This window comes from Cohnella phaseoli, assembly GCF_003386235.1.
GTDB lineage: Bacteria > Bacillota > Bacilli > Paenibacillales > Paenibacillaceae > Cohnella > Cohnella phaseoli.
Genome location: NZ_QRDZ01000001.1, coordinates 40,012 through 59,675, shown reverse-complemented (window position 1 = coordinate 59,675; position 19,664 = coordinate 40,012). Strand labels below are relative to the sequence as shown.

The following is a 19,664-nucleotide window of genomic DNA, read 5'->3' as shown; positions in this document are numbered from 1 at the left end:
CGCGGCCGGCCTCCTTTATCTTCCACAGACCCTCTCCCGTAATTGCTGCGGTGTACCTATGGAGGAAGGTCTGCGGATGGAATCGCATCTGTTACTGGATAAATTCGTCCACGTTGCTAAGCGTTACGGGAATCATATTCACCGCGATCGGTTCGGCAATCGGGCCTTCTGCGATGACTTTCACTGCCGTATCTACAATTTGCCGCCCCATTCCGACCGGAGCGATGTCGATAGTCGCGCGGTAAATGCCGTCTTCCTTGATCTTCTTCAGCGCTTCCTGCGTTGCGTCCAATCCGCCGATAAAGAAGTCCGGCGTATCCTTCTTAGCCGCTTTCACGACTTCGTAGACGCCGAGCGCGCCGGCATCGTTAACGGCCGCGACGACTTTGACGTTCGGGTGAGCCTGGAGAATCGTTTCCATCGCCCGCATTCCTTTCTCAACCGTGTTCGCCGACTGATTGGCCACGATTTTGGCATCCGGCGCATGCTTCAGAATGCCGTCCTTGATTCCGTTGGCCCGTTCGATGATGACTTTCAGTTCGGGGTAATCGATAATGGCAACTTCCGCCGTACCGCCCAGCTTGTCGGCAATCCATTGTCCCGCCTGTTCGCCGATCGCCATCCCGTATTCGTATTCCGGCACAGTAAGGAAAGCGTCGGAGCCGGCTACGTTCTGGTTAGAGCTGACGACGGTGATGCCGGCTTCTTTGGCTTTCTTGACTACCGGCTCCAAAGCCTTGTCGTCAACCGGGCTGATCACGATGACGTCCAGCTTCTGGGTAATGAAGTTCTCGATCGCGTTGACTTGCTGCACCGCGTCGCCTTTGCCGTCATGAACGGTGACGTCGTAGCCTAGCTCTTGCGCCCTTGCCTTCACGCCTTCCGACAAGTCGACGAAATACGTATTCGCCAGATTGGCGACCGTAAAACCGATTTTCAGCTTCTTGTTTGCGGCTTCGCCGCCGGTTTCGGCAGACGGACTTCCTTTGGCCCCCGTATTGTTTCCGCTTTCATTTGTGCTTGAACAAGCTGTCAATGCCGTCATTGCCACGATAAGCAGTAAAAAGACCATTTTACGCATACTTTTTGCCTCCAATTTTCATAATATTCTGATTTTTCAAACTTTTAAAACCGTGCTCCGCCCCTTTGAAAACAGAGCTTGTAGAGCGTACATCCCCCCTAGTTCGAATCTACATGCGTTACTTCAACTGGATTTTATATTTATACTTATCGCGGTTGACGATCCGATAGTTGAACTCCACCGGAAGCGTGCCGAAATAAGCAATCCGCTTAATTAACAGACACGGAGAGCTTTTCTTAATATCGAGTAAATCCGCCTCTTCCTTGCTGATCAATACGGCGTCGATCGTCTCTTCGGCCATGTTGGCGGCTACGTTATAGACTTCGCTCAGCGTCTCGTACAAGGAACGCTGCCCGAAATCGTATTGATCCAATCCGGGAAACAGCCGGCACGGCAAGTAAGAGCGGTCGATGACGATCGCTTCGTTGTCGGCCATCCGAAGCCGCTTGATCAAGTAAACCTGCTCGCCCTCGGGCAAGGTCAAGGCATGCCGAACTTCGTTGTCGGGGAAAACCCTTTCAAGAGATAATTGCTTGGAGGAAGGCGTATACCCCCGCAGCTTAACTTCGTTCGTAAAGCTGTAGAACCGGTTCAGTTCCTGGTTAATGCCGGAAAAGCGGACGAAAGTGCCCTTGCCTGTCTTCTTCTCGATCATGCCCTCGTGTTCAAGCTCGGATAACGCACGTCTTGCCGTTATGCGGCTAACCTGATAGAGATCGCATAGCTCGGCTTCGGAAGGCAGCTTGTCCCCAACCTTCCATTCGCCTTCCTGAATTTTGTTGGAGATAATTTGCTTAAGTTGATGGTATAATGACAGCGGATTGCTCTTATCGATCACGATAAGCTCCCCTTTCGCGAAAAGGTCAACCTCTAACCTGTTATAACATTATATTATCATGATACGATCGTTTGTCAATTCATTTGTCGAAAAATGTAGTTGGAATATTATCCGAACGATGTGCCCAACGATCGCAGGACCGGGCTGAGCAAGCAAAAAGGAGCAACCGTGAACCGGCCGCTCCCTGAAATTACCTCATTATTAGGCTTCATCCTCAATAAGCAAAGCCTTTAATATGCGATAAGCTTGACGATGCTTGACTTCATCATGCTGCAACAGGAGAAGGACGCTTGCCCATACCCATTTCTTTTCTTGCAAGCTCCCCTCCTTCTCATCAAATAAATCGTAAACAGTCATATGCAAACCGGTGGCCACTTTTTCGATTGTGCTTAACTTGACATTTTTCTCGCCGCGCTCGATTTGAGCGAGGTATGTGCCAGCCATCCCAATGGTTTCCCCAAGCTGATCCAGCGTCATGTTACGTGCCAAACGATGCAAACGTATTTTTGCTCCGATTAACGCCGCTAACGTCCCCATTCTCAAACCTCACAACCTCTCTCCAAATAAAGTGTAGTTTACCCACTTTGAAGGTTGGAGAGTCTTTAAACTACAATCAGTTTATCTAATTGTAGCTTTAAATACTTTGGGGTATAATCTTCCACAAGACTACATATTGTGACAGTCTGACTAAGTCTTTCTTCCTATTCGACTGGGATTGAGAAGCTGGAATACGACTCGAACAGCAGAATAAACCCCAACAATCCAGAACAACCAAGCAATCGAGTAGGCAAATAGAACCATTAACTAGTAATTCCGGAGTATTTTTTTGAGCTATTCAAAAATGAAGAAACGATGTGGTTCACATAATCATGATTGAAACTTCTAATCCCAAGATTATTTACAAAATGATGCCCCATCTTGTTTCGTACCATTCACCGTATATGATCGTCATTTTCTGGCTAGCCGCAAGTTTGCTCGTCTCTGTTTCGTTATTCGCCGTTTTCTTTTACAAATGGAAAGTCTTGACGCAAGTTCTGGTCTTCAAAGCGGCAGTTCATACGAGGCTAGCGACAATTCTGGAAATAACGCCAAAAGAATCGGACAAGAGGCTGCAGCTTTCCGCTAAAATTATTAAGTGCATGAACGAAGGGGTTATTGTAACCGATTTAAACGGCAATATTATGACCACGAATTTGGCATTTACTCGTTTAACCGGATATAGAGAAGAGGAAGCCCAGGGTAGAAATTTGTCGCTGCTCCTGTCGGAACAGTTCAGCCCCGGTTTCCTTAATGAAGTCTGGGAAAAATTAATAGACTGCGGATATTGGCAAGGAGAAATACGAAACAAGCATAGGAGCGGACTCATTCATGTGCTCAATATGCGGGTTTATTCCATTTATAGTGACAACGGACAGCTGGAATGCTACGCCGCAATCATGGAGGATATTACCGAGCGGAAATTAAATGAAGAAAAAATGCGTTATCGCGCTTATTACGATTCGCTTACGGCTTTGCCGAACCGCGAATTCTTTCATAACCGATTGATCCAGGCTTTCGAAGAAGCAAAGCAAAACCAGTCCAGAATTGCCGTTATGTTTTTGGATGTGGATGGATTTAAAGGGGTGAACGATTCTTACGGGCATCTTGTCGGCGATCAACTGCTGCAGGAGTTTGCCGGAAGAATCAAATTCACTCAAGCCGACAGCAGCGATAACATTGCCCGATTTGGCGGCGACGAATTTATACTATTTACTGAAATCCATACCGAACGGGAGGCGGCGAGTCTGGCGGAAGCACTCCTTACAACGATATCTAAACCCTACCGAATCAACGATTGCAGCATCGAAATCTCATGCAGCATAGGAATCAGTCTGTATCCCGATCAAGGCCAGGATGTGCAAGATTTGATCAAACTCGCCGATGAAGCGATGTACATTGCCAAAAAACGAGGAAAAAACAACTATCAATTTAGGCATCAGTCGGCTTGCGGGACAACGCTTTTGCAACGCTGACCGATATAGGCAGCCGCCCTTACAGCGGCAGGCGCACTGTAAATGTAGTGCCCTTGCCGACGACGCTTTCCGCATGGATCGTACCACGGCCGGCGTTCACAATATTATGAGCGATCGCGAGCCCCAGGCCGTGTCCGCCGGATTGCCGCGTCCTCGATCGATCCTCCCGGTAGAAGCGGTCGAAGATGCGGGGCAGCGCTTCGGCTGCGATGCCGATCCCGTTGTCCTTGACCTCGACGGTCAACATCCGTTCCCCTTTTACCGTCCTTTCGGCGAGCTTGACTTGCACGGTCCTATTCTCCGGCGAATATTTCACGGCGTTATCGACAAGCAGAATAAGCAGCTGCGCGAATCTCTCTTCGTCCCACTCCACAACGAGGTCAGTCGGAGCATCCAGCTCGATGGCGATGCGCTTGCTATCCCCCAACGGCCGAAGGCGATCGACGGCCTTCGCTGCCGCCAAGCCGGCATGAAATGGCGATCGGTTAAGAGCAAGCTCTCCGGAATCGGAACGTGCAAGCTGCAGTAAATCTCCCGTTAGTTTCGCAATCGATCCGACTTCCTGTTTCATTCCCGATAAGAGATTGTGAGCGAGAGGAAGGTCTGCGGCGCTTTCTTCCAGCTCCAGTTGGAGCGCTTCAATCGAGGTTAAAAGCACGCTAAGCGGCGTTCTTAGCTCATGTGAAGCGTCCGCTGCAAACTCCTTCTGTCTCGCGTAAGAACGAGCGATCGGGACCATTGCTTTGCGAGACATCCAATAACTGAACCCTAAAGCCAGTAAAAAGAACAAAAGCGCCATGCCGACCAGCAGAATGAGCAGCCAGCGGAACAAGTTGTGTTGGAACGTAACCTCTTTCCCGATGTATAACATGCTGCTCCGATCCCCGTTAAACGCCAATTCGCGGGCCGTAACCAAAAATTTCGCATCGCGGGCCGACGAGCCGCTGAAGATCTGCATCGCCATTCGAGTATAATCGTCCCGTACGAATTGTCCTTGCGAGATCGCCTGCATTACTTGCTCGCGCAATTGAAACTGAATTTCGCCGCCCAGTTGGACATGCCCGCCATCGCCGATCAAATAATAGAACGACTGATCGTTGCTAATCGAGAAAGCATCCTCTACGTCGCGAGGGGGCGGACGGGTCGAATCGCCTCCTTGATCGCTCCATTGCTTCAGCGCTTGAAATTCGCTATCGGCGATTGCGCCCAGAGCGGATCGCTGCTCGCTCCAAATCACCCCGTACAGCAGGGCATACACGCCGATAATGAACAGGCTCAGAAATAAAATGAGCATGCCGCTGTATTGAAGCGTCAGCTTGTTACGCGTCATGGCGAACAGGTCGCCGTTCGCCGTCCGCCTTTGGATTGTCCATTTAGGCTTCAATTCGATACCCCACGCCTCTCACGCTCCTGATGAGCTCCTGCGCAAAGGACGACCCGAGCTTCTTGCGAATTAATTTGACGGTGGCATCGATCGTCTTCAAATTCACCTCGGCGTCGAGCCCCCATACTTTGTCCAATATCACTTCCCGCGACAACGTAAGCCCCTTATTCTGTACGAGCAAATCCAAGATTTGAAACTCGCGGGGAGACAATTTCATTTCTTCGCCGCCAATCTTGGCAATCTGGTTGTTTCTGTGCAGCTCCAAATCGCCGATCCGGATAACGTCCTCTTGAAGGGGGACGAACGTTCTGCGCGACAATGCCCGCAGCCTCGCGAGCAACTCCTCGATCTCAAACGGCTTAACTAAGTAATCGTCCGCCCCCGCATCGAGACCTTCAACGCGATCCTGCAGCGCATCCTTTGCCGTCAGCATCAGAATCGCCCCGGCGTACCCGAGCTTGCGCAGCTTCGCGCAGGCGTCGCGGCCATTCCCATCCGGCATCATCCAATCGAGGACGACTACATCGTAGCTGGAAGCGGTCGCATACTCGTAAGCGTCGCGGCCCGTCGTCACCCAGTCGACCGTGCAGCCGGCTTTCCTCCTGATCAGGTGCGCGGTCAACTCGCCTAACCGGACATCGTCTTCCGCCAGCAATATTTTCAAGGCGGTTCCCCTCTTTCCGAATCACTCTACTAAAAAAAGTATATTCGATAGAGCTCGCGCTTTCACTATATTTTCACCAACTCCGGGTAACATCGGGATCAAGCAACAACAAACCCACGATGAAAGGAAGAGGATGAACATGAAGAAGACGGCAAAATGGATGGCGGCAACGTTGGCGGCAGCGGTAATTATCGGTGGGGGGACGGCGCTTGATCGTTCCAATCACACGATGGCCGCTCCTTCTGGACAGAACGAGTGCGTTTCGGGGGGCACCGGTAAAGCGCCACCGCCGCCTAGCGGACACGACGGGCAGCGCAATCCAGATCACCCTCGCCCGCCTAAACAATCCGGAGCCAGCGCAGGCGGACAAGCTGCCGCCCCGGCCTCCGGCAACTTGACTACGGTCACTACTACCAAGGACGGCACCGTTTCCGTCACTGTGTCGGGGGGTTATGAGACCGACCCGCAAGATCATGGTCGCCCCGTCGTTCTCATCGCTGCCGCCCTCGGGGTTCCGACCGAAGTATTCCGCGAAGCGTTCAGCGGCGTAACGCCAGCCGAACTGAGCAGCGGCGGTCCGACCGCCGAGGAGGCGCAAAGCAATAAGGCGGCGCTGCTAAAAGTACTGGCTCCTTACGGCATCACCAACGACAGATTGGACGAAGTATCCGACTACTATCGGTATAACGGACAGCAATCGCAAACCTGGAAGATCGTTCCGGCAACCGCCGCCGCAATCGTGGACAACGGCGTCGTTACGGGAATCTCCATCACGAACCCCGGCTCCGGCTATTCTTCGGCGCCCACGATAACGATTAAAAGTCCGAACGGCACGATAACGGCAAAGGCGACGGTTTCCTACTCCGAAGACTTCGCGAAAAATGGAAGCCTCTCTTCCATCACGCTCAAGTAGTCTTTCGAAATTGAGCGCAAGTAGGAGGAAGGCGAGTTTGGCGGTATAAGGAAATCCTTGTCCGCAAACCTCGGCGCATGCCGAGAAGCGATAGAGCGATGTGGAGGTCATAGGGCAATGGAAAAAAAGTTTTTAGGAAAAGCGTTAATCGGAAAACAAGTCGCACAAGACATTACCGACAAAAAAGGCGTGCTCCTAATGAGATCGGGGACGGTGTTAACGGAGGCGAAGGTGGCATTGCTTCAAAAGTATCATATCGTTCAAGTGTTCGTAAAAGAGTGATTCGATTGCTTGGGAGGCAACGCTCGGTGAGGGCCGAGAGGCTGTTCAGCCAAGAGGAAATATGCGAGCAGACCGGGGGCGGGGGCGGCTAGCCTTAGCCCCCCTCCTCCTCTTACCCATCGCAGCTCTCCGTCTATTGCCATTCTTCCCGTTCGAACGCTGCTTACTCCGGCAGGAAATGCATCTCCATCAGCTGCAATTTGTTCTTGGAAGCGAAGGTAAACAAAGTGCGGGACTCCGTGAACTGCTTGGCCAGGAACTGTTTGTCGCTATAGGGCGCCATTTTTAATTTACCGTAAATATCCGAGAAGTTCGTGCCGTACGTATTCTCGTGAAGACTGGCAATCCCCCAATTGAATAAATGCATTGGCCCTGCCTGCTCCACAAAATTCCGGGCATACAAAAAAAGCTCATAATTCGCGTCTTCGCAATTTATGAGCCTGATTTTTTAGGTATGGTGCGGTCGAGAGGACTCGAACCTCCACGGGGTATTAGCCCACACGGACCTGAAACTTGCGTGCTAAAGGGAACTCAGTGGATAAAACAAGGGGTATTGGGTTTTTCATCGCCATTCCCTAGTACCGCAAAGCGTCTCGGGAATTCATTAAAAAGTGAGCAAAATTGGATGTTTGAGAGAATTCGGAGAGAACATGACCAAGCCCCCCTGCTCCACTGCCATCGACAAAATCTGCGTATTCGCCATAAAGTTAAGCTTTTGTAGGCTGGAGTCGTTCAGCAGCTGGTGCTGCTGAATGCGGATAAAGGCAATTTGATCCTCCGATTGCTTAGCTTAAAACTGCGGATTCGATGTCGCGGCGTGCGTCGTCTGCTCTTTCAAGGGAAACATGCTGGACATATTCGTCATTAAATTAATCAAGTAGATCGGCATAAGGAGTGCAATAAATATGACAATTATTTTTGGTAGTCACATAGCTGCAAACCGGCTCAAGTCATCTCGCTCCATCCTTAAAATAGAATAAAATCTATACTCCCAAGTCGTAAACTGCTCTTTTCCGCGCTCTTGGGAGCATAAACCTCACTGCCTATGTACGAAGATATCCCGCAAGCAACTCATCCAACACTGTACTAATTGCTTGTGGAGCCATCTTGCACTGCAAATAGCGATGGCCTTTATCAGGATTACTCAACCAGCGATTCGTGCCGTTCGAATCAACCTCAATACAGCCTCCTGCTACTGTAGTTTCCCAGTAATTAGCCAAGCCGCGCACGCCGTATAAGATGGCGGTCAGATCCCAACTGTGTCTGTTTCCCGCCTGTCCTAAAAAACGTTCATACGCTTTACGCACTGGATGGTCCTCCGGCGCTTCCATGCACAAGCGGGCACCGGTCATAATGTCGTATCCAATTTCAAACCCAGTAAACATAATTGGGATCGGCGAATGTGCCACGACATATTGAGCCGATTGTGGGCACATTTCGAAATTCCACTCCTTCCCTTCTGGAAAGGCTCCACCCATTATGACAATTTGCGATACTTTTTCCTTCACGAGATCAATGCCGCTAAGAGCGGAATGCTCTTCCGCTACTGATTGCAGCAATTTCCGTAGGTTAGGCTGCGGACCGATAGCAATCAATACTACCCCTTGGTCCGATTCCTTGACCAACCATTCGCGCAAAGTGGTGACCGCGTCAGATATCCATTCGCTCGATTTCCTCGATTGTAGGCATACCCGCCTGAGCTCCGAATTTGGTTACCGACAAAGAGGCAGCTTTCACGGCGAATTTAAGCGATTGTTCAATGCTCCAACCGGAAGCGAGACCGAACCCGAACGCTGCATTCAGGCAATCTCCAGCCCCTGTGCTGTCCACGGCCGCCACGACGGGCGCGGGGATCGTCACCGGCTGTCCATTGTTTCGATACGATGCGCCATGTTTCCCCCGAGTCAAGATAACCTTATGGTCATGGCGTTTCTCCCAATTCGATAACCCGTCCTGCCAAGCGTCCTGCCCATCCGTTTCCATGAAACCGCCTAGACTGGCGAACTCGGTCTCATTCGGAGTAATACAATCGGCTAGCTGAAGCAGATCCGCCGATAAATCCCGTGCCGGTGCTGGATTCAATACCGTTCGTACTCCGGCTGACCTGGCAATTCGCAAAGCCGCATAAACCGATTCCAACGGAATCTCCAATTGGATGAGCACAAGATCGGCCTGTGCAATGAATCTAGCGGATTGCTCTACCCTCGCCGGGGTCATCGCGCCGTTCGCTCCCGGAATAATGACGATGCAATTATCTTCGCTCGTGTGCAGGATAGAGGCGATTCCGGTAGGCGTATGTTCGATGATCCCGATTCCGTCGGTACATACGCCATTATCTTTCATGTTGGTCATCAGAACCGATCCGAACATATCGTCTCCGACCGCGCCGATCATATGCACCTCTGCGCCGAGTCTAGCGCATCCAACGGCTTGGTTGGCCCCTTTGCCTCCCGGGATATAATGAATCGTCTTCCCGGATATCGTCTCGCCGACTCTCGGCATCCTTTCGGTCGAAACGACCAGATCCATATTCAAGCTTCCTACGACCGCTATCCGGGGTCGATTCATAACGAACACCTCTTATTCTTTACTCGGACAACCGACTAATCCGCGATTTTGCGGAACAGATCCCGGAACACTTCGTCCCGGCGAATGAAATTCACGCAACGAATCAGATGCCGGTATGAATCCGCGCTCCATCTGAGATCTTCCGAAATGTGCGGACTGTGCGCGAGGGAGCTCCAACACCACTCCGGGTTATTAAGCCAAGCGATAACTGAAATATCCCAAATGACCCTGGAATACCCGAAATGATCCTTCGAGCAGTTCTGATAGGTTTCATATAAATAGTCCCCGATATCGCTTTTGCCTTTAACATAATCCCGCAATTCGGAAAGCGAGGTTTGAAGATGAGTCGCGACTCCGAGACAAGGAACGAGAACAAGAGGTGCGCCGCAATCGAATACGAGACGCGAGGCATGCAAATCTTGCATGAGATTAAATTCTTTAGTATCCGCCCAGTGCAGCGCATTGCCCCCGAGCCATACGAGTACGATGCGCTCAATGATCCGGGGTTCCATCAACAGCGCGGACGCAACGTTCGTAATCGCGCCTATGGATACGACATAGAGCGGATCGGATGGATCGCTGGCCATCGCGCGTTCGACCAAATCGCGCGCAGCTTCGCTCTCTACGGGGCGATCGGCAGCATGCAAGTAAGCAGTCGAGCCGCGGTATACGGGAATGTCCTCTCTATTCATGATCCCTCGGATCTTGAGAATTTCCTGGTAGCTTTTCTCCATTCCATCAGCTGGACCCGTCGACAGCTCATTATAGAAAGGCGCGGCATACAAGGCTTCGAGGGTCATGTTCTCGGGGGATTTCAAGGCATACACGATCGCAAACTGGTCGTCGATTTCATTAAAGGTGTCGGTATCGAGCACCATACGGATTTTGCGGCCGGGATGCTCCAGCCGTCGGACTAATTGGTCCGCGGGAATAGTCGGAAATGAGATCATATGAAATTATACCCTCCAATAAATGTGATATTCTTTCTGTCTGTTGCGTGATACGTGATCATAAAACATCAGCCGTAAGCAACCTCGTCGTACCAAGGAAGTTCTTCGGAAGCCGCGGCCCGTTTGCAGAAAGACCACGACTGTTCTAAGCCCAGACCGTTCATCAAACACAGAGACATGGCGCCGACCCACGCTTCGAGATTGTCCGGGGCTTCGAGTGATACGATCGCTCTGGGATCACCGTTCCACATTGCATTCGGGGCGTGCACCAGAATATCGGCTAGATCTCCGACATCCTTCGCGTCATTCGATTCGGACGATATCCCCGCGCCCTTGAGCCCGATGACCACCCGAGCTCCCAACTCCCGGGCATATAAGGCTGCTTTCATCATGAGTTCGTCCGGTAACGAGCCGTCCACTATAAGCAAATCTCCCGGAAACAAACGATGGTACAGCCTTTGCAGCCGTTTTACCGTCACACCTCCTTGCGCCCATGAATCGCGAAGGAAAACATGATTATCCGAGAGCCAATTTGCCGTTTGATCGTCAACGGCTCCCAAGAAATTAACGTCAGCCTTCATCCTTGCGGCTGCCACGGCCATTCTAGGCGATTGCAGAACATAAATCCTAGACATCGCGATTCGCCTCCAAGCTCATAAAGTAGGTAGTGCCAATTCTTGATAGTAAATCCGGTACGTCCACAGAAAATCTCGATCCGTCAGCTCCGATATCGTGGTCGCCACGGGCAATACGCCTTGCCGGGCCAACCAACCATAGGCATCTTTCACGAGGCCGGCATTATGGTTGCGTTCGTAACCGGTATCCTTTCCGTCGACGTTGTAGACCGTTTGCCAGCCGCCTTCGTTTTTCTCGAAATCGGAACGGGAAATGACCGACACTTGCGTATAAGGAGCGATGAAGTCCGGCGATCGGGTCTTATCGAAAGGCGTGCCTTCCCGGGTTAAATAGTACAGATCGTTGTTCCTGTCCCACACGATCGTCGGGTTAAACGCGGCGACTTCCCCTTCGCCGTCCCGATTGTCCATGCCGCCTACATGCATGGCGACTTCTTCGCCTACGATCGGACGTTCGGCATCGGATAGATCGAAGTCCTTCCAGAACGTACGGCACCCTTGCAGACGTCGCTCATATTCGTGAACCGTCTGCGAATACAGCATACGGAACTTACCTTTGCCGTCCAGCGATACGACGCTGGCTTGCCCGGCTCCCCAATGAAACAATTCGTCGTACCGAACGATCGGATTGCGATCGTATTTGATATAAGGTCCGTCTATTTCCTTCGCGAAGGCGATGCCGACCTGATTGTGATAACAATGGTGAATATCGCACCCCAAGTAAACCATCATCCAGGAGTAAGTCTCGCCCCGATAGCGGAATTCTCCCTTGATCACATCGGGATCGCACACATGGATGCAATCCCAGCCAAGCCGGTCGGGCTGGAGCACCCGAAACCTGTCTCCGAACGTCCAACGTCCGTTCTCCAGCTTACCCCTGCGCGCGTAAATATCGTCGATGACGAGGCCCGGCCACGCATTGGCGCAATAAAAAATATACATTGTCGTTTCATCCATGAGCACCGGAGAAGGGCAGTAATTGTAGATTCCATCCGCGTCGTCGAATAATCGGTAGGCCAATTGTGCCTGCATGTTCCAAGCTCCCCTCAACGAATCCTAATTGCCTTATCCTTTAAGAGAACCAACCATGAATCCCGTCACGAAAAACCGCTGCAAGAACGGATACACGAGTAGAATGGGCACCGTGCTGATCATGATTGCGGCCATGCGAATCGTCTGTACGCTGATTTTTTTCTGCACTTGGGGAGGCACGTATTGACTGTTAGAGATCACGTCCGCTTCCCGAATCATTTTCATCAAGAACAGTTGCAGTGGCATTAAATCCCCCTTGGTCGTGAAGATCATCGCGTCGAAGAACGAGTTCCAGTGCCCGACCGCGTTCCATAACGCAACGGTTGCCAGTACCGGAGCCGACAGCGGAATGAACAGGGAGATGAAAATTCGAAAATCGCCCGCACCGTCCACCGTTGCCGATTCATGGATTTCCTCAGGAATTTCCCGGAAGAAGGAGCTGAAGATAATCATGTTGAAGACGGAGAACATAGTTGGAATGACGAATACCCAAAAGGAATTGACGAGGTGCAAGTTCTTTAACACCAAGAAATAGGGAATAAGTCCTCCCCCGAAAAAAAGTGTAACCAAGTGAATCCAATAGTAAGGACCACGGGCGATCAAATTTTTGCGGGACATGGCATAGCTCACCATGGCTGTGAAGAATACGCTGGTTATCGTCCCGATTACGGTTCGCAGAATGCTGATCTTGAACCCGGTGTATAGCCTTTCGTCTTGAATAACAACTTGGTAGTTAGCAAGGCTGAATTCTCTCGGGAACAGGAAAATGCCGCCTCGCATATAGTCGTTTCCATCATTGAAGGAGCCGATCAGGACGAAATACACCGGATAAATCGTAATCAGACAGAAGATGGCCAAAAAGGCGTAATTGCAAATCGTAAATAAATCGAATCGCTTGGTTGCCATACGCGTTCCCTCCTAGAAAATACCGCGCCCGGCGACTTTTTTGCTGATCAAATGGCCGCCCGCGAGCAAGATCAACGCAACAGCCGATTTGAACAAGCCGACTGCCGTCGTGTACGAATAACGCATCTGCGTGATTCCGATCTTGTAGACGAACGTATCGATCACTTCGCTTCGTTCCAGGTTTAACGGAGTTTGGAAAACCCATAACTGATCAAAGGACGAGTTGAGTAGATTGCTGACGGATAACAGGAAAAAGACGATAATCGTGCCAGAGATCGAGGGCAAAGTAATGTGCCAGATACGTCTGAACCGACCTGCTCCGTCAATGGTTGCCGCTTCGTATAAGGTAGGGTCTATGGAGGTAATCGCCGCCAAATAGATGATGGATCCCCAGCCGAGTCCCTTAATAATCGACGTAATGATAATCAGCGGCCAGAAAGCATTCGGTTCGCCAAGCAACGATACCGGCTCGCTGATGATCCCGAGCTTTAGCAGGGCCGATACGACGACGCCGGTCTCGACGGACAGCATGTTGATGATAATGCCCCCGAAGACGATCCAGGAAATGAAGTGCGGGAAATAGCTGATCGATTGTACGAGCTTCTTGAACCGTTTATGAGCAATCTCGCTAATTAAGATCGCGAAAATAATCGGCGCGGGAAAGTTGATCAGAAGCTGAAGCAAATTCAGGCCGACGGTGTTCAGCAGAATATCCCGGAATTGATAATCGAGGATGAATTCTTTGAAATAATCCCAACCGACCCAAGGTGCTTCGGTTATGCTCCTCATCAGGTTGACGGAGTAGTCCGCCTTCTTGAAAGCAATGATGATTCCGAACATGGGAGCGTAGTTGAACACGAGAACGAACATAATTCCGAATAAAGCCATCGCTTGAATTTGCCATTGCTTCAGCAGACGAAAGATCAAATTTTGGCGAGGTTTCTTAAGCGCCGCCGATGGGTGCATTTCAGGATGCAACGGAGAAGCTCCCCTTTCCGATTCATGAAAGTTCATGCCGACTTCAGACGACGCCGGCATGAACGAGAACTAGGATGTTACTTCCGGAACGGCGGCCAAGAACGTTCGATGCCAAGCGCTTGCTTCGCTCCCTGGAACAATTCGTCATTGTATTTATCGAGCTTAACGCGGCCCATATCGTCCATCTTCTTAAGCGTATCTTCGAAGATGGCGCGAGCTTTCTCTTCCGAATCGGCCAAGATGATTCTCGGAAGCTCTTTGCCCCAGTACAACGATAGACGGTTGCTCGTTTCGAGCATTTTGTCGCGATCCGGATGATCCGGGTTCGGCTTGCCTCCTACTGCGCTCGTATCAAAACTGTACTGAACGAGCGGTTTCTTCATGTTTTTCTCGGCCAGATAAATGTCTACCGGCTTTTCGGGCTGCGGGAATAAGTCCTTGACAGAATACCAATCCATCTGCAGATTGAAGCCCATTCCCCACTTCTTCTCGGAGCTGTCGCCTTTGGCGATCGCATCCTTATACTCCTGGGTCCATTGGATGGTACCATCCGCATTGTACGTGTAAGTTTCGTTTTCCCAGCCGAAATGGACCATATGCTGACCTTCCTTGCTGTTAAGGAAAGAAAGCAGCTTCGCGATGCGTTCTTGCGCTTTGGAGTCTTTGCCGACCAAAGTGACAAGCCATCCAAATCCGCGAATATCGGTCAGAACAGGATTTTCCCCTTCGTAGTTGCGCAGTGCGAACGCTTCATACTGCGCATTGTTGTCGGCAGTATATAGCGTTCGTATCGGATCGGAGAAATCCTGCGGCGCGGTTAAACTCGCAAAAACGCGTCCGCTCGCTATTTTTTCGTTGATTTGATCCCGCTTGTCCGTAAAGTTGTCTTTGGAGATCAGACCTCTGCGGTACGCTTCGTTCAGGAATTTGATGACTTCCCAATATTTCGGATTGTAGGTGCGGTTAATCAGTTTACCGTTCTCGTCTTCGTAAGGGACGGCGAAATACTCGTTCAACCAACTCGCCGAGCCGTTACCGTTTGCCGTGAACTCGTACAATTGCAGCGGAATGAGCGATTTGCCGTCATAGGTCTTCACTTCATTCTTCACGCGTTCAAGAACGTCCAAGAACTTGTCGGCGGTTGAAATATCCGGACGGCCGAGCTTATCGTAAATATCTTTGCGGAGCGTGAACGCGCTATTCGGTTCTAGCTGTTCGCCCGGCTTCAAGGCTTGACTCGAGTAAGCGTAATTCGGCAGCGCGTACGTCTTGCCGTCGGATTCCTTGTACCAATTGAAGATGTCCTGGTAAGGCTTGAAGTCGGGGACGTATTTCTCGATGAGTTCGTTGATCGAAACCAAATATCCGCCTTTGGCGAGTTTGGTTTTGTAGTCCAGCCAAGATTCGACCGTGACCAGATCGGGAATTTCTCCCGTCGCGATCATCGCCGACATTTGGTCGGAACCGTCTCCGGCCGGCGTGATGAAGTTGATGTTCAACCCGAACCGATCGCGAATGTATTGCGAGAACTTGTCTTTCCCGTAGTCCCCGGGATATTTCCACCAGGACAGATTGACGTACCAATCGATATTGAGTACGTCGTCATAACCTTGCTTAGCCGGTTCCCCACTTGCGCCTGCGGTTTCGACAGAAGCGCTTGAAGACGGATTGGCTTGCGATTCTTTGGCATTGTTCGAGTTGCCTTTATTGACCGAGCATCCGGCAAGGACGATGGAAATCGCCATTACGAGAGATAGAAGCGTTATCGATATTTTTTTGGATTTCATTGCTTTCATTCATGAGCCTCCCTTGTGTATTCGATGCTGTCGGCTAGGCCTATAACCGTACCTCAATTGTAAGTCCTTTTTTATAAGGCGATCTACTTTGATCTTTTTACTACCAAGGCTATCTTCCGTTTACATTCAACTGCTCCCGGTATTCCTGAGGAGTAAGCTTCATCGCTTTCTTGAAGAAGCGGTAAAAGTAATGATCGGAAAGGAACCCGACCGCTTTGGAAATATCCTGAATTCGGTATTGCGGCTCCGCGAGTAGTTGTTTCGCTTTCGACAGCTTCAGCTCCATGATCGTTTCGGATAGTCCTTTGCCTGCTTTCTGCTTGTACAAGCGCGACAAATAGGAAGGATTGTGTCCGATGGAGAAAGCCATCGTCTTTAACGAAAGATCGCCGCCCAAGTTAGTTGCCAGATACGCGTGAATGTTCTGCACGATCCGGTTTTCTTCGCTCTCCTCCGCGTGTACGTGCTCCATGAACACGTATTCCGCCATCGTCCGCAGCTGCTCGCGCTGTCCTTCCCATTGATCAAGCTTGCCCGATTCGTAGCTTGCTTTAATATCCGCGATCGGCGCGGGGATGTCTTCGATGCGTAGCTTCTCCAAATAGCCGAACAGGATGGAGAGCACGGAGCTGGCGATCTGAACGCAAACCATCGGCTGATTCGAGTTCCGGGCTTTCTCGCCGGCTTGGATCAGGAAGTCGAGTTTACGGAAAAAATCTTCCTTGTTCTTGTGCTCCAAACAATAACTGAGATGCTCGTAATGCTTGAATACCTCGTGCTGAAGGGAATAGACCTTGTTCGTCTCAGCCTCCCGCTTATTCTCTTGCTCCATGAACAGTTGCTGCTTCTTGACCGTCGATTTGATCCGATCAAGGAGCGACTCAAGTTCTTCTCCGAGCTCTTGCCATGGCACGGCTTGATTGCCGATCGCGAAGGAAAGCGGCAGATGAAGAACGTCTAAGCACGAGGATTGGACGCACTCGAAAGTGCCGTATACGAAATGAGCGGTCATCGTCAATTTATTTTCGCTTTGCAGCTTCTCCATCCAAGGCTCGGCTTTCGATTGAATGAGCCAAACGATTCTAAACCTTTCGTGGATGAAAGAATAATGTATTGTGGAAAGCGACAAGTATTCATTCGAAATGTTCTGAACGGCATACAGTAGCAGCGAACGCGAGTAGTGGGAGAAATCCTGAGGCCACTCGTCGACTTTGCCGACGACGACGTAGACCGGCTTGTCCGGCGATAGAGGAATATTTAGCTGTTCAAGCTGGCTATCCAACGATTGGTAGGCTTGCTTATCCCCGATCAGAAGGCTTTGGAGATATTCCCGCTGGAGAGCGGGCAATGCTTGTTTCAATTGGTTTTGGGCTTTCTCGATGACATTCTGCGTTTCTTTTTCGCCCCGGATGACGTCGATCGAGCGATAGACGGCGTCGATAATGACGTTGTCAGGCTCCGTCTTGAGAATATAATTTATTGAGCCGTTTCGGATCGCTTCTTGTGCATAGCTAAAGTCGTCATAGCCGGACAGAAAAATGACCTTGCAATAAGGCCATCTGGCGGCAATGATTTTCTGAAGCTCGAGACCGTTCATCCCCGGCATCCGAATGTCAGTGATGACGATATCCATCTTGGTCGTCATTAGAACGTTTAATGCTTGCGCCGCAGAATACGCTCCGGCTGCTTCCAGTTCCTGATGTTCGTCCGAATTGAACAATTCCACGAGTCCGTTAACGACGTATTCTTCGTTGTCAACGATCAATAGTCGGTACATGAAGGTTTCCCCCTAAAGTTTCTAACGTTGTCCCGAGCGGCAATCGAATTGCGACGTGAAGTCCTCCGAGCGAGCTTCTTTTCACCGTTAACCCTGAAGAATCTCCGAATTTGAGCTGCAGCCTTCGATGGATATTGACAACGCCTGTCGTCTCGATATCCCGTTTCGTATCCTTGATCAGCAAATCCAGCTCCGCAAGCTTCTCGTTCGATAGGTTTTCGCCGTTATCTTCGACGTGGATTGTAAGATGGAGTTCTTCCAGCTCCGGCCATATGTGCAAAACGCCTTTGTCCAGATGGTCTTCCAAGCCATATTCGAACGCATTCTCCACGATCGGCTGTAAAATAAGCCTAGGCACTTCCAGGTTCCCGGCTCCGTCGGGAAGCGTCTCTATCTCGACCGATAATTTACTGCCGAACCTTAATTTCTGGATGCCGGTATAAGCTTCGATATGCGCCATTTCCTCGCCGAGCTGAATCTCGTCCTCTTTATTGCGCGTAATAAATCGGAAAAACTGACCCAAATGCTGCGTAAGCTTCTTCGCATTGTCCATGTCGTCCAATTGAATGATCCGATTCAACAAGAAGAAAATGTTGTACAAGAAGTGCGGATTAATCTGTGCTTGCAGTTGCTTCAGCTCCGCCCGATTGAGACGTAGCTCGTGCTCGAAGACGTCTTTGATCAGTTGCTGCAGTCTGCCCGACATTTTATTGAACTGTTGATATAAATAATTGAACTCATCCTTGCGATCGTCAGTCAGTTGAGAGTCGAAATCGCCTTTCTCAAGTCGCCTGAATGCGCCGGTCAGCCTATACATCGGTTGATGCACAAGCTTGTAAATCCAAGTGGAGAAAAAGATCATGACCAAGAGCGAAGTGACGGCGAGCAGCCAATATAGCTGCTTATACCATTTGATCGGACCTAGGAAGCTGTTTTCAGGTACGTAAACGACTAGCGACGCATCGAGGAGCTTGGAGGATTCATAAGCGTAAATATACGGTTTATCTCCGATCGTAAATCTCCCGAAGCCCCTCTGCGGATCCTTCCTTTCCCCGCCCACCGGAATCAGATGGAGAAGCTCGCCGAGCGGCATGTCCTTCTGCGGAAGCGATCCGAGCGACCATGTTCCGTCATGGTCGACGATCAAAGACTCACCTCCGTTATAGGTAGAAATTTCCCTTAAGGAACTTTCCATGTTTGCTTTCGAAAGCACGACCTCAAGCCAGAGCTTGGCCGGCAACTCGTTCGGACCTCTCTGGGGATATCTCTCCCCCAGGATCAGGTGATCTCCTAGCGGGTAGATGCGTTTGTCCGATTCGTATAGCTTCTCGAGCGCTTGCAAATCCAGTTCGGGCAACTCCTTATCGATGAGACGGTTGTGAATCGTTGTATTAAGCTCGGGCATATATAGCTTCAGTTCATGAACGAACAGGCTCGAGTCTTGAAATTGCTGAAGCCTGCGTTTAATATCTTGAATCGCGTACACGATATCTGCATCGGAGTAGATCATGTGAAACATCATCAAATCCTGGACATCGTTGTCCAGAATGTATTGCTGCTTCATTCGAATAACCCGTTCCATCTCCAGCTCGAACGAGCTTAAGTAGAAGCGGGCGTTGGATTTCAGCGAGTTCGTGATCTCCTTAGACACAGAGGATTCCCCTGATCGATTGATAAGCATGCTGATGAGCAAAATCGGAATGATGGCGAGCAGGAAGGCGACAAGAAGTTTCTGGAAAATGTTGAATCCTGACGTCGGCAGGCGCTTGAAAGGCAGCCATCTCATAGTTGTCCCTACTTTCTTATCTCTCTACTTCAATATTGCACGGTCGCCGGCTATTTCCTCTA

The 19,664-nt window shown here is 50.5% G+C and carries 19 protein-coding genes; 3 read left to right on the top strand and 16 right to left on the bottom strand.

Features of this window, described 5'->3' with window-relative positions:
- Positions 1-91: 91 nt before the first annotated feature.
- From DFP98_RS00250 to DFP98_RS00240, 3 genes are all read right to left on the bottom strand, one after another.
- Positions 92-1,081 carry a sugar ABC transporter substrate-binding protein gene (locus tag DFP98_RS00250; RefSeq protein ID WP_116058551.1) on the bottom strand — a complete coding sequence of 330 codons (990 nt, stop codon included), beginning with the start codon at positions 1,079-1,081 and terminating at the stop codon, positions 92-94.
- Positions 1,082-1,199: 118 nt separating this feature from the next.
- The gene (locus tag DFP98_RS00245; protein ID WP_116058550.1) at positions 1,200-1,919 is read right to left on the bottom strand and encodes a GntR family transcriptional regulator; all 720 of its coding nucleotides are present in this window, start codon (positions 1,917-1,919) and stop codon (positions 1,200-1,202) included.
- A gap of 201 nt (positions 1,920-2,120) precedes the next feature.
- On the bottom strand, positions 2,121-2,456 hold the full coding sequence (locus DFP98_RS00240; protein ID WP_147310106.1) for a helix-turn-helix domain-containing protein: 336 nt from the start codon (positions 2,454-2,456) through the stop codon (positions 2,121-2,123).
- Between the two features lie 332 nt (positions 2,457-2,788).
- On the opposite strand from DFP98_RS00240, the gene DFP98_RS00235 reads away from it, so the two are divergent.
- Positions 2,789-3,931, top strand: a complete 1,143-nt coding sequence (locus DFP98_RS00235) for a sensor domain-containing diguanylate cyclase (protein WP_116058548.1) — start codon at positions 2,789-2,791, stop codon at positions 3,929-3,931.
- A 19-nt stretch (positions 3,932-3,950) separates the two neighbouring features.
- Here DFP98_RS00235 and DFP98_RS00230 read toward each other — a convergent pair whose 3' ends face one another.
- Both DFP98_RS00230 and DFP98_RS00225 read right to left on the bottom strand, forming a co-directional pair.
- Complete coding sequence (locus DFP98_RS00230) at positions 3,951-5,315, bottom strand: sensor histidine kinase (RefSeq protein ID WP_116058547.1); 1,365 nt, start codon at positions 5,313-5,315, stop codon at positions 3,951-3,953.
- On the bottom strand, positions 5,305-5,979 hold the full coding sequence (locus DFP98_RS00225) for a response regulator transcription factor (RefSeq protein WP_116058546.1): 675 nt from the start codon (positions 5,977-5,979) through the stop codon (positions 5,305-5,307). Before DFP98_RS00225 ends, DFP98_RS00230 begins: the two co-directional genes overlap by 11 nt.
- 139 nt (positions 5,980-6,118) lie before the next feature.
- Here DFP98_RS00225 and DFP98_RS00220 point away from each other — a divergent pair, with 139 nt between their 5' ends.
- Complete coding sequence (locus tag DFP98_RS00220) at positions 6,119-6,892, top strand: hypothetical protein (protein WP_116058545.1); 774 nt, start codon at positions 6,119-6,121, stop codon at positions 6,890-6,892.
- Between the two features lie 117 nt (positions 6,893-7,009).
- The gene (locus DFP98_RS38805; RefSeq protein ID WP_181917400.1) at positions 7,010-7,174 is read left to right on the top strand and encodes a hypothetical protein; all 165 of its coding nucleotides are present in this window, start codon (positions 7,010-7,012) and stop codon (positions 7,172-7,174) included.
- Between the two features lie 163 nt (positions 7,175-7,337).
- On the opposite strand, the gene DFP98_RS00215 is transcribed toward DFP98_RS38805, so the two are convergent.
- From DFP98_RS00215 to DFP98_RS00165, 11 genes are all read right to left on the bottom strand, one after another.
- On the bottom strand, positions 7,338-7,541 hold the full coding sequence (locus DFP98_RS00215; RefSeq protein WP_116058544.1) for a hypothetical protein: 204 nt from the start codon (positions 7,539-7,541) through the stop codon (positions 7,338-7,340).
- 676 nt (positions 7,542-8,217) lie between these two features.
- On the bottom strand, positions 8,218-8,811 hold the full coding sequence (locus DFP98_RS00210) for a nucleoside hydrolase (protein WP_181917399.1): 594 nt from the start codon (positions 8,809-8,811) through the stop codon (positions 8,218-8,220).
- Between the two features lie 13 nt (positions 8,812-8,824).
- Positions 8,825-9,742 (bottom strand): ribokinase, encoded by a 918-nt coding sequence (rbsK, locus tag DFP98_RS00205; protein ID WP_116058542.1) that lies wholly within the window; start codon positions 9,740-9,742, stop codon positions 8,825-8,827.
- Between the two features lie 35 nt (positions 9,743-9,777).
- The gene (locus tag DFP98_RS00200; RefSeq protein WP_116058541.1) at positions 9,778-10,692 is read right to left on the bottom strand and encodes a nucleoside hydrolase; all 915 of its coding nucleotides are present in this window, start codon (positions 10,690-10,692) and stop codon (positions 9,778-9,780) included.
- 68 nt (positions 10,693-10,760) lie between these two features.
- The gene (locus DFP98_RS00195) at positions 10,761-11,327 is read right to left on the bottom strand and encodes a carbohydrate kinase family protein (protein WP_116058540.1); all 567 of its coding nucleotides are present in this window, start codon (positions 11,325-11,327) and stop codon (positions 10,761-10,763) included.
- Positions 11,328-11,345: 18 nt separating this feature from the next.
- Positions 11,346-12,359 (bottom strand): glycoside hydrolase family protein, encoded by a 1,014-nt coding sequence (locus tag DFP98_RS00190; RefSeq protein ID WP_116058539.1) that lies wholly within the window; start codon positions 12,357-12,359, stop codon positions 11,346-11,348.
- A gap of 33 nt (positions 12,360-12,392) precedes the next feature.
- On the bottom strand, positions 12,393-13,265 hold the full coding sequence (locus DFP98_RS00185) for a carbohydrate ABC transporter permease (protein ID WP_116058538.1): 873 nt from the start codon (positions 13,263-13,265) through the stop codon (positions 12,393-12,395).
- Positions 13,266-13,277: 12 nt separating this feature from the next.
- Positions 13,278-14,243 carry an ABC transporter permease gene (locus DFP98_RS00180; protein ID WP_246016353.1) on the bottom strand — a complete coding sequence of 322 codons (966 nt, stop codon included), beginning with the start codon at positions 14,241-14,243 and terminating at the stop codon, positions 13,278-13,280.
- Between the two features lie 77 nt (positions 14,244-14,320).
- Positions 14,321-16,039: a type 2 periplasmic-binding domain-containing protein gene (locus tag DFP98_RS00175; protein WP_116058537.1), complete on the bottom strand. Its 1,719-nt coding sequence runs from the start codon at positions 16,037-16,039 to the stop codon at positions 14,321-14,323.
- Between the two features lie 109 nt (positions 16,040-16,148).
- The gene (locus DFP98_RS00170; RefSeq protein WP_116058536.1) at positions 16,149-17,816 is read right to left on the bottom strand and encodes a response regulator transcription factor; all 1,668 of its coding nucleotides are present in this window, start codon (positions 17,814-17,816) and stop codon (positions 16,149-16,151) included.
- Positions 17,794-19,467 (bottom strand): sensor histidine kinase, encoded by a 1,674-nt coding sequence (locus DFP98_RS00165; protein ID WP_220377036.1) that lies wholly within the window; start codon positions 19,465-19,467, stop codon positions 17,794-17,796. The genes DFP98_RS00170 and DFP98_RS00165 overlap by 23 nt, the downstream gene beginning before the upstream one ends.
- Positions 19,468-19,664: the final 197 nt, after the last annotated feature.

Bases quoted from the DNA above. Each gene is read 5' to 3' on its own strand.
- DFP98_RS00250 (WP_116058551.1), bottom strand. From the start codon at position 1,081: ATGCGTAAAATGGTCTTTTTACTGCTTATCGTGGCAATGACGGCATTG.
- DFP98_RS00240 (WP_147310106.1), bottom strand. From the start codon at position 2,456: ATGGGGACGTTAGCGGCGTTAATCGGAGCAAAAATACGTTTGCATCGT.
- DFP98_RS00235 (WP_116058548.1), top strand. From the start codon at position 2,789: ATGATTGAAACTTCTAATCCCAAGATTATTTACAAAATGATGCCCCAT.
- DFP98_RS00220 (WP_116058545.1), top strand. From the start codon at position 6,119: ATGAAGAAGACGGCAAAATGGATGGCGGCAACGTTGGCGGCAGCGGTA.
- DFP98_RS38805 (WP_181917400.1), top strand. From the start codon at position 7,010: ATGGAAAAAAAGTTTTTAGGAAAAGCGTTAATCGGAAAACAAGTCGCA.
- DFP98_RS00215 (WP_116058544.1), bottom strand. From the start codon at position 7,541: ATGCATTTATTCAATTGGGGGATTGCCAGTCTTCACGAGAATACGTAC.
- rbsK (WP_116058542.1), bottom strand. From the start codon at position 9,742: ATGAATCGACCCCGGATAGCGGTCGTAGGAAGCTTGAATATGGATCTG.
- DFP98_RS00200 (WP_116058541.1), bottom strand. From the start codon at position 10,692: ATGATCTCATTTCCGACTATTCCCGCGGACCAATTAGTCCGACGGCTG.
- DFP98_RS00195 (WP_116058540.1), bottom strand. From the start codon at position 11,327: ATGTCTAGGATTTATGTTCTGCAATCGCCTAGAATGGCCGTGGCAGCC.
- DFP98_RS00190 (WP_116058539.1), bottom strand. From the start codon at position 12,359: ATGCAGGCACAATTGGCCTACCGATTATTCGACGACGCGGATGGAATC.
- DFP98_RS00185 (WP_116058538.1), bottom strand. From the start codon at position 13,265: ATGGCAACCAAGCGATTCGATTTATTTACGATTTGCAATTACGCCTTT.
- DFP98_RS00175 (WP_116058537.1), bottom strand. From the start codon at position 16,039: ATGAAAGCAATGAAATCCAAAAAAATATCGATAACGCTTCTATCTCTC.
- DFP98_RS00170 (WP_116058536.1), bottom strand. From the start codon at position 17,816: ATGTACCGACTATTGATCGTTGACAACGAAGAATACGTCGTTAACGGA.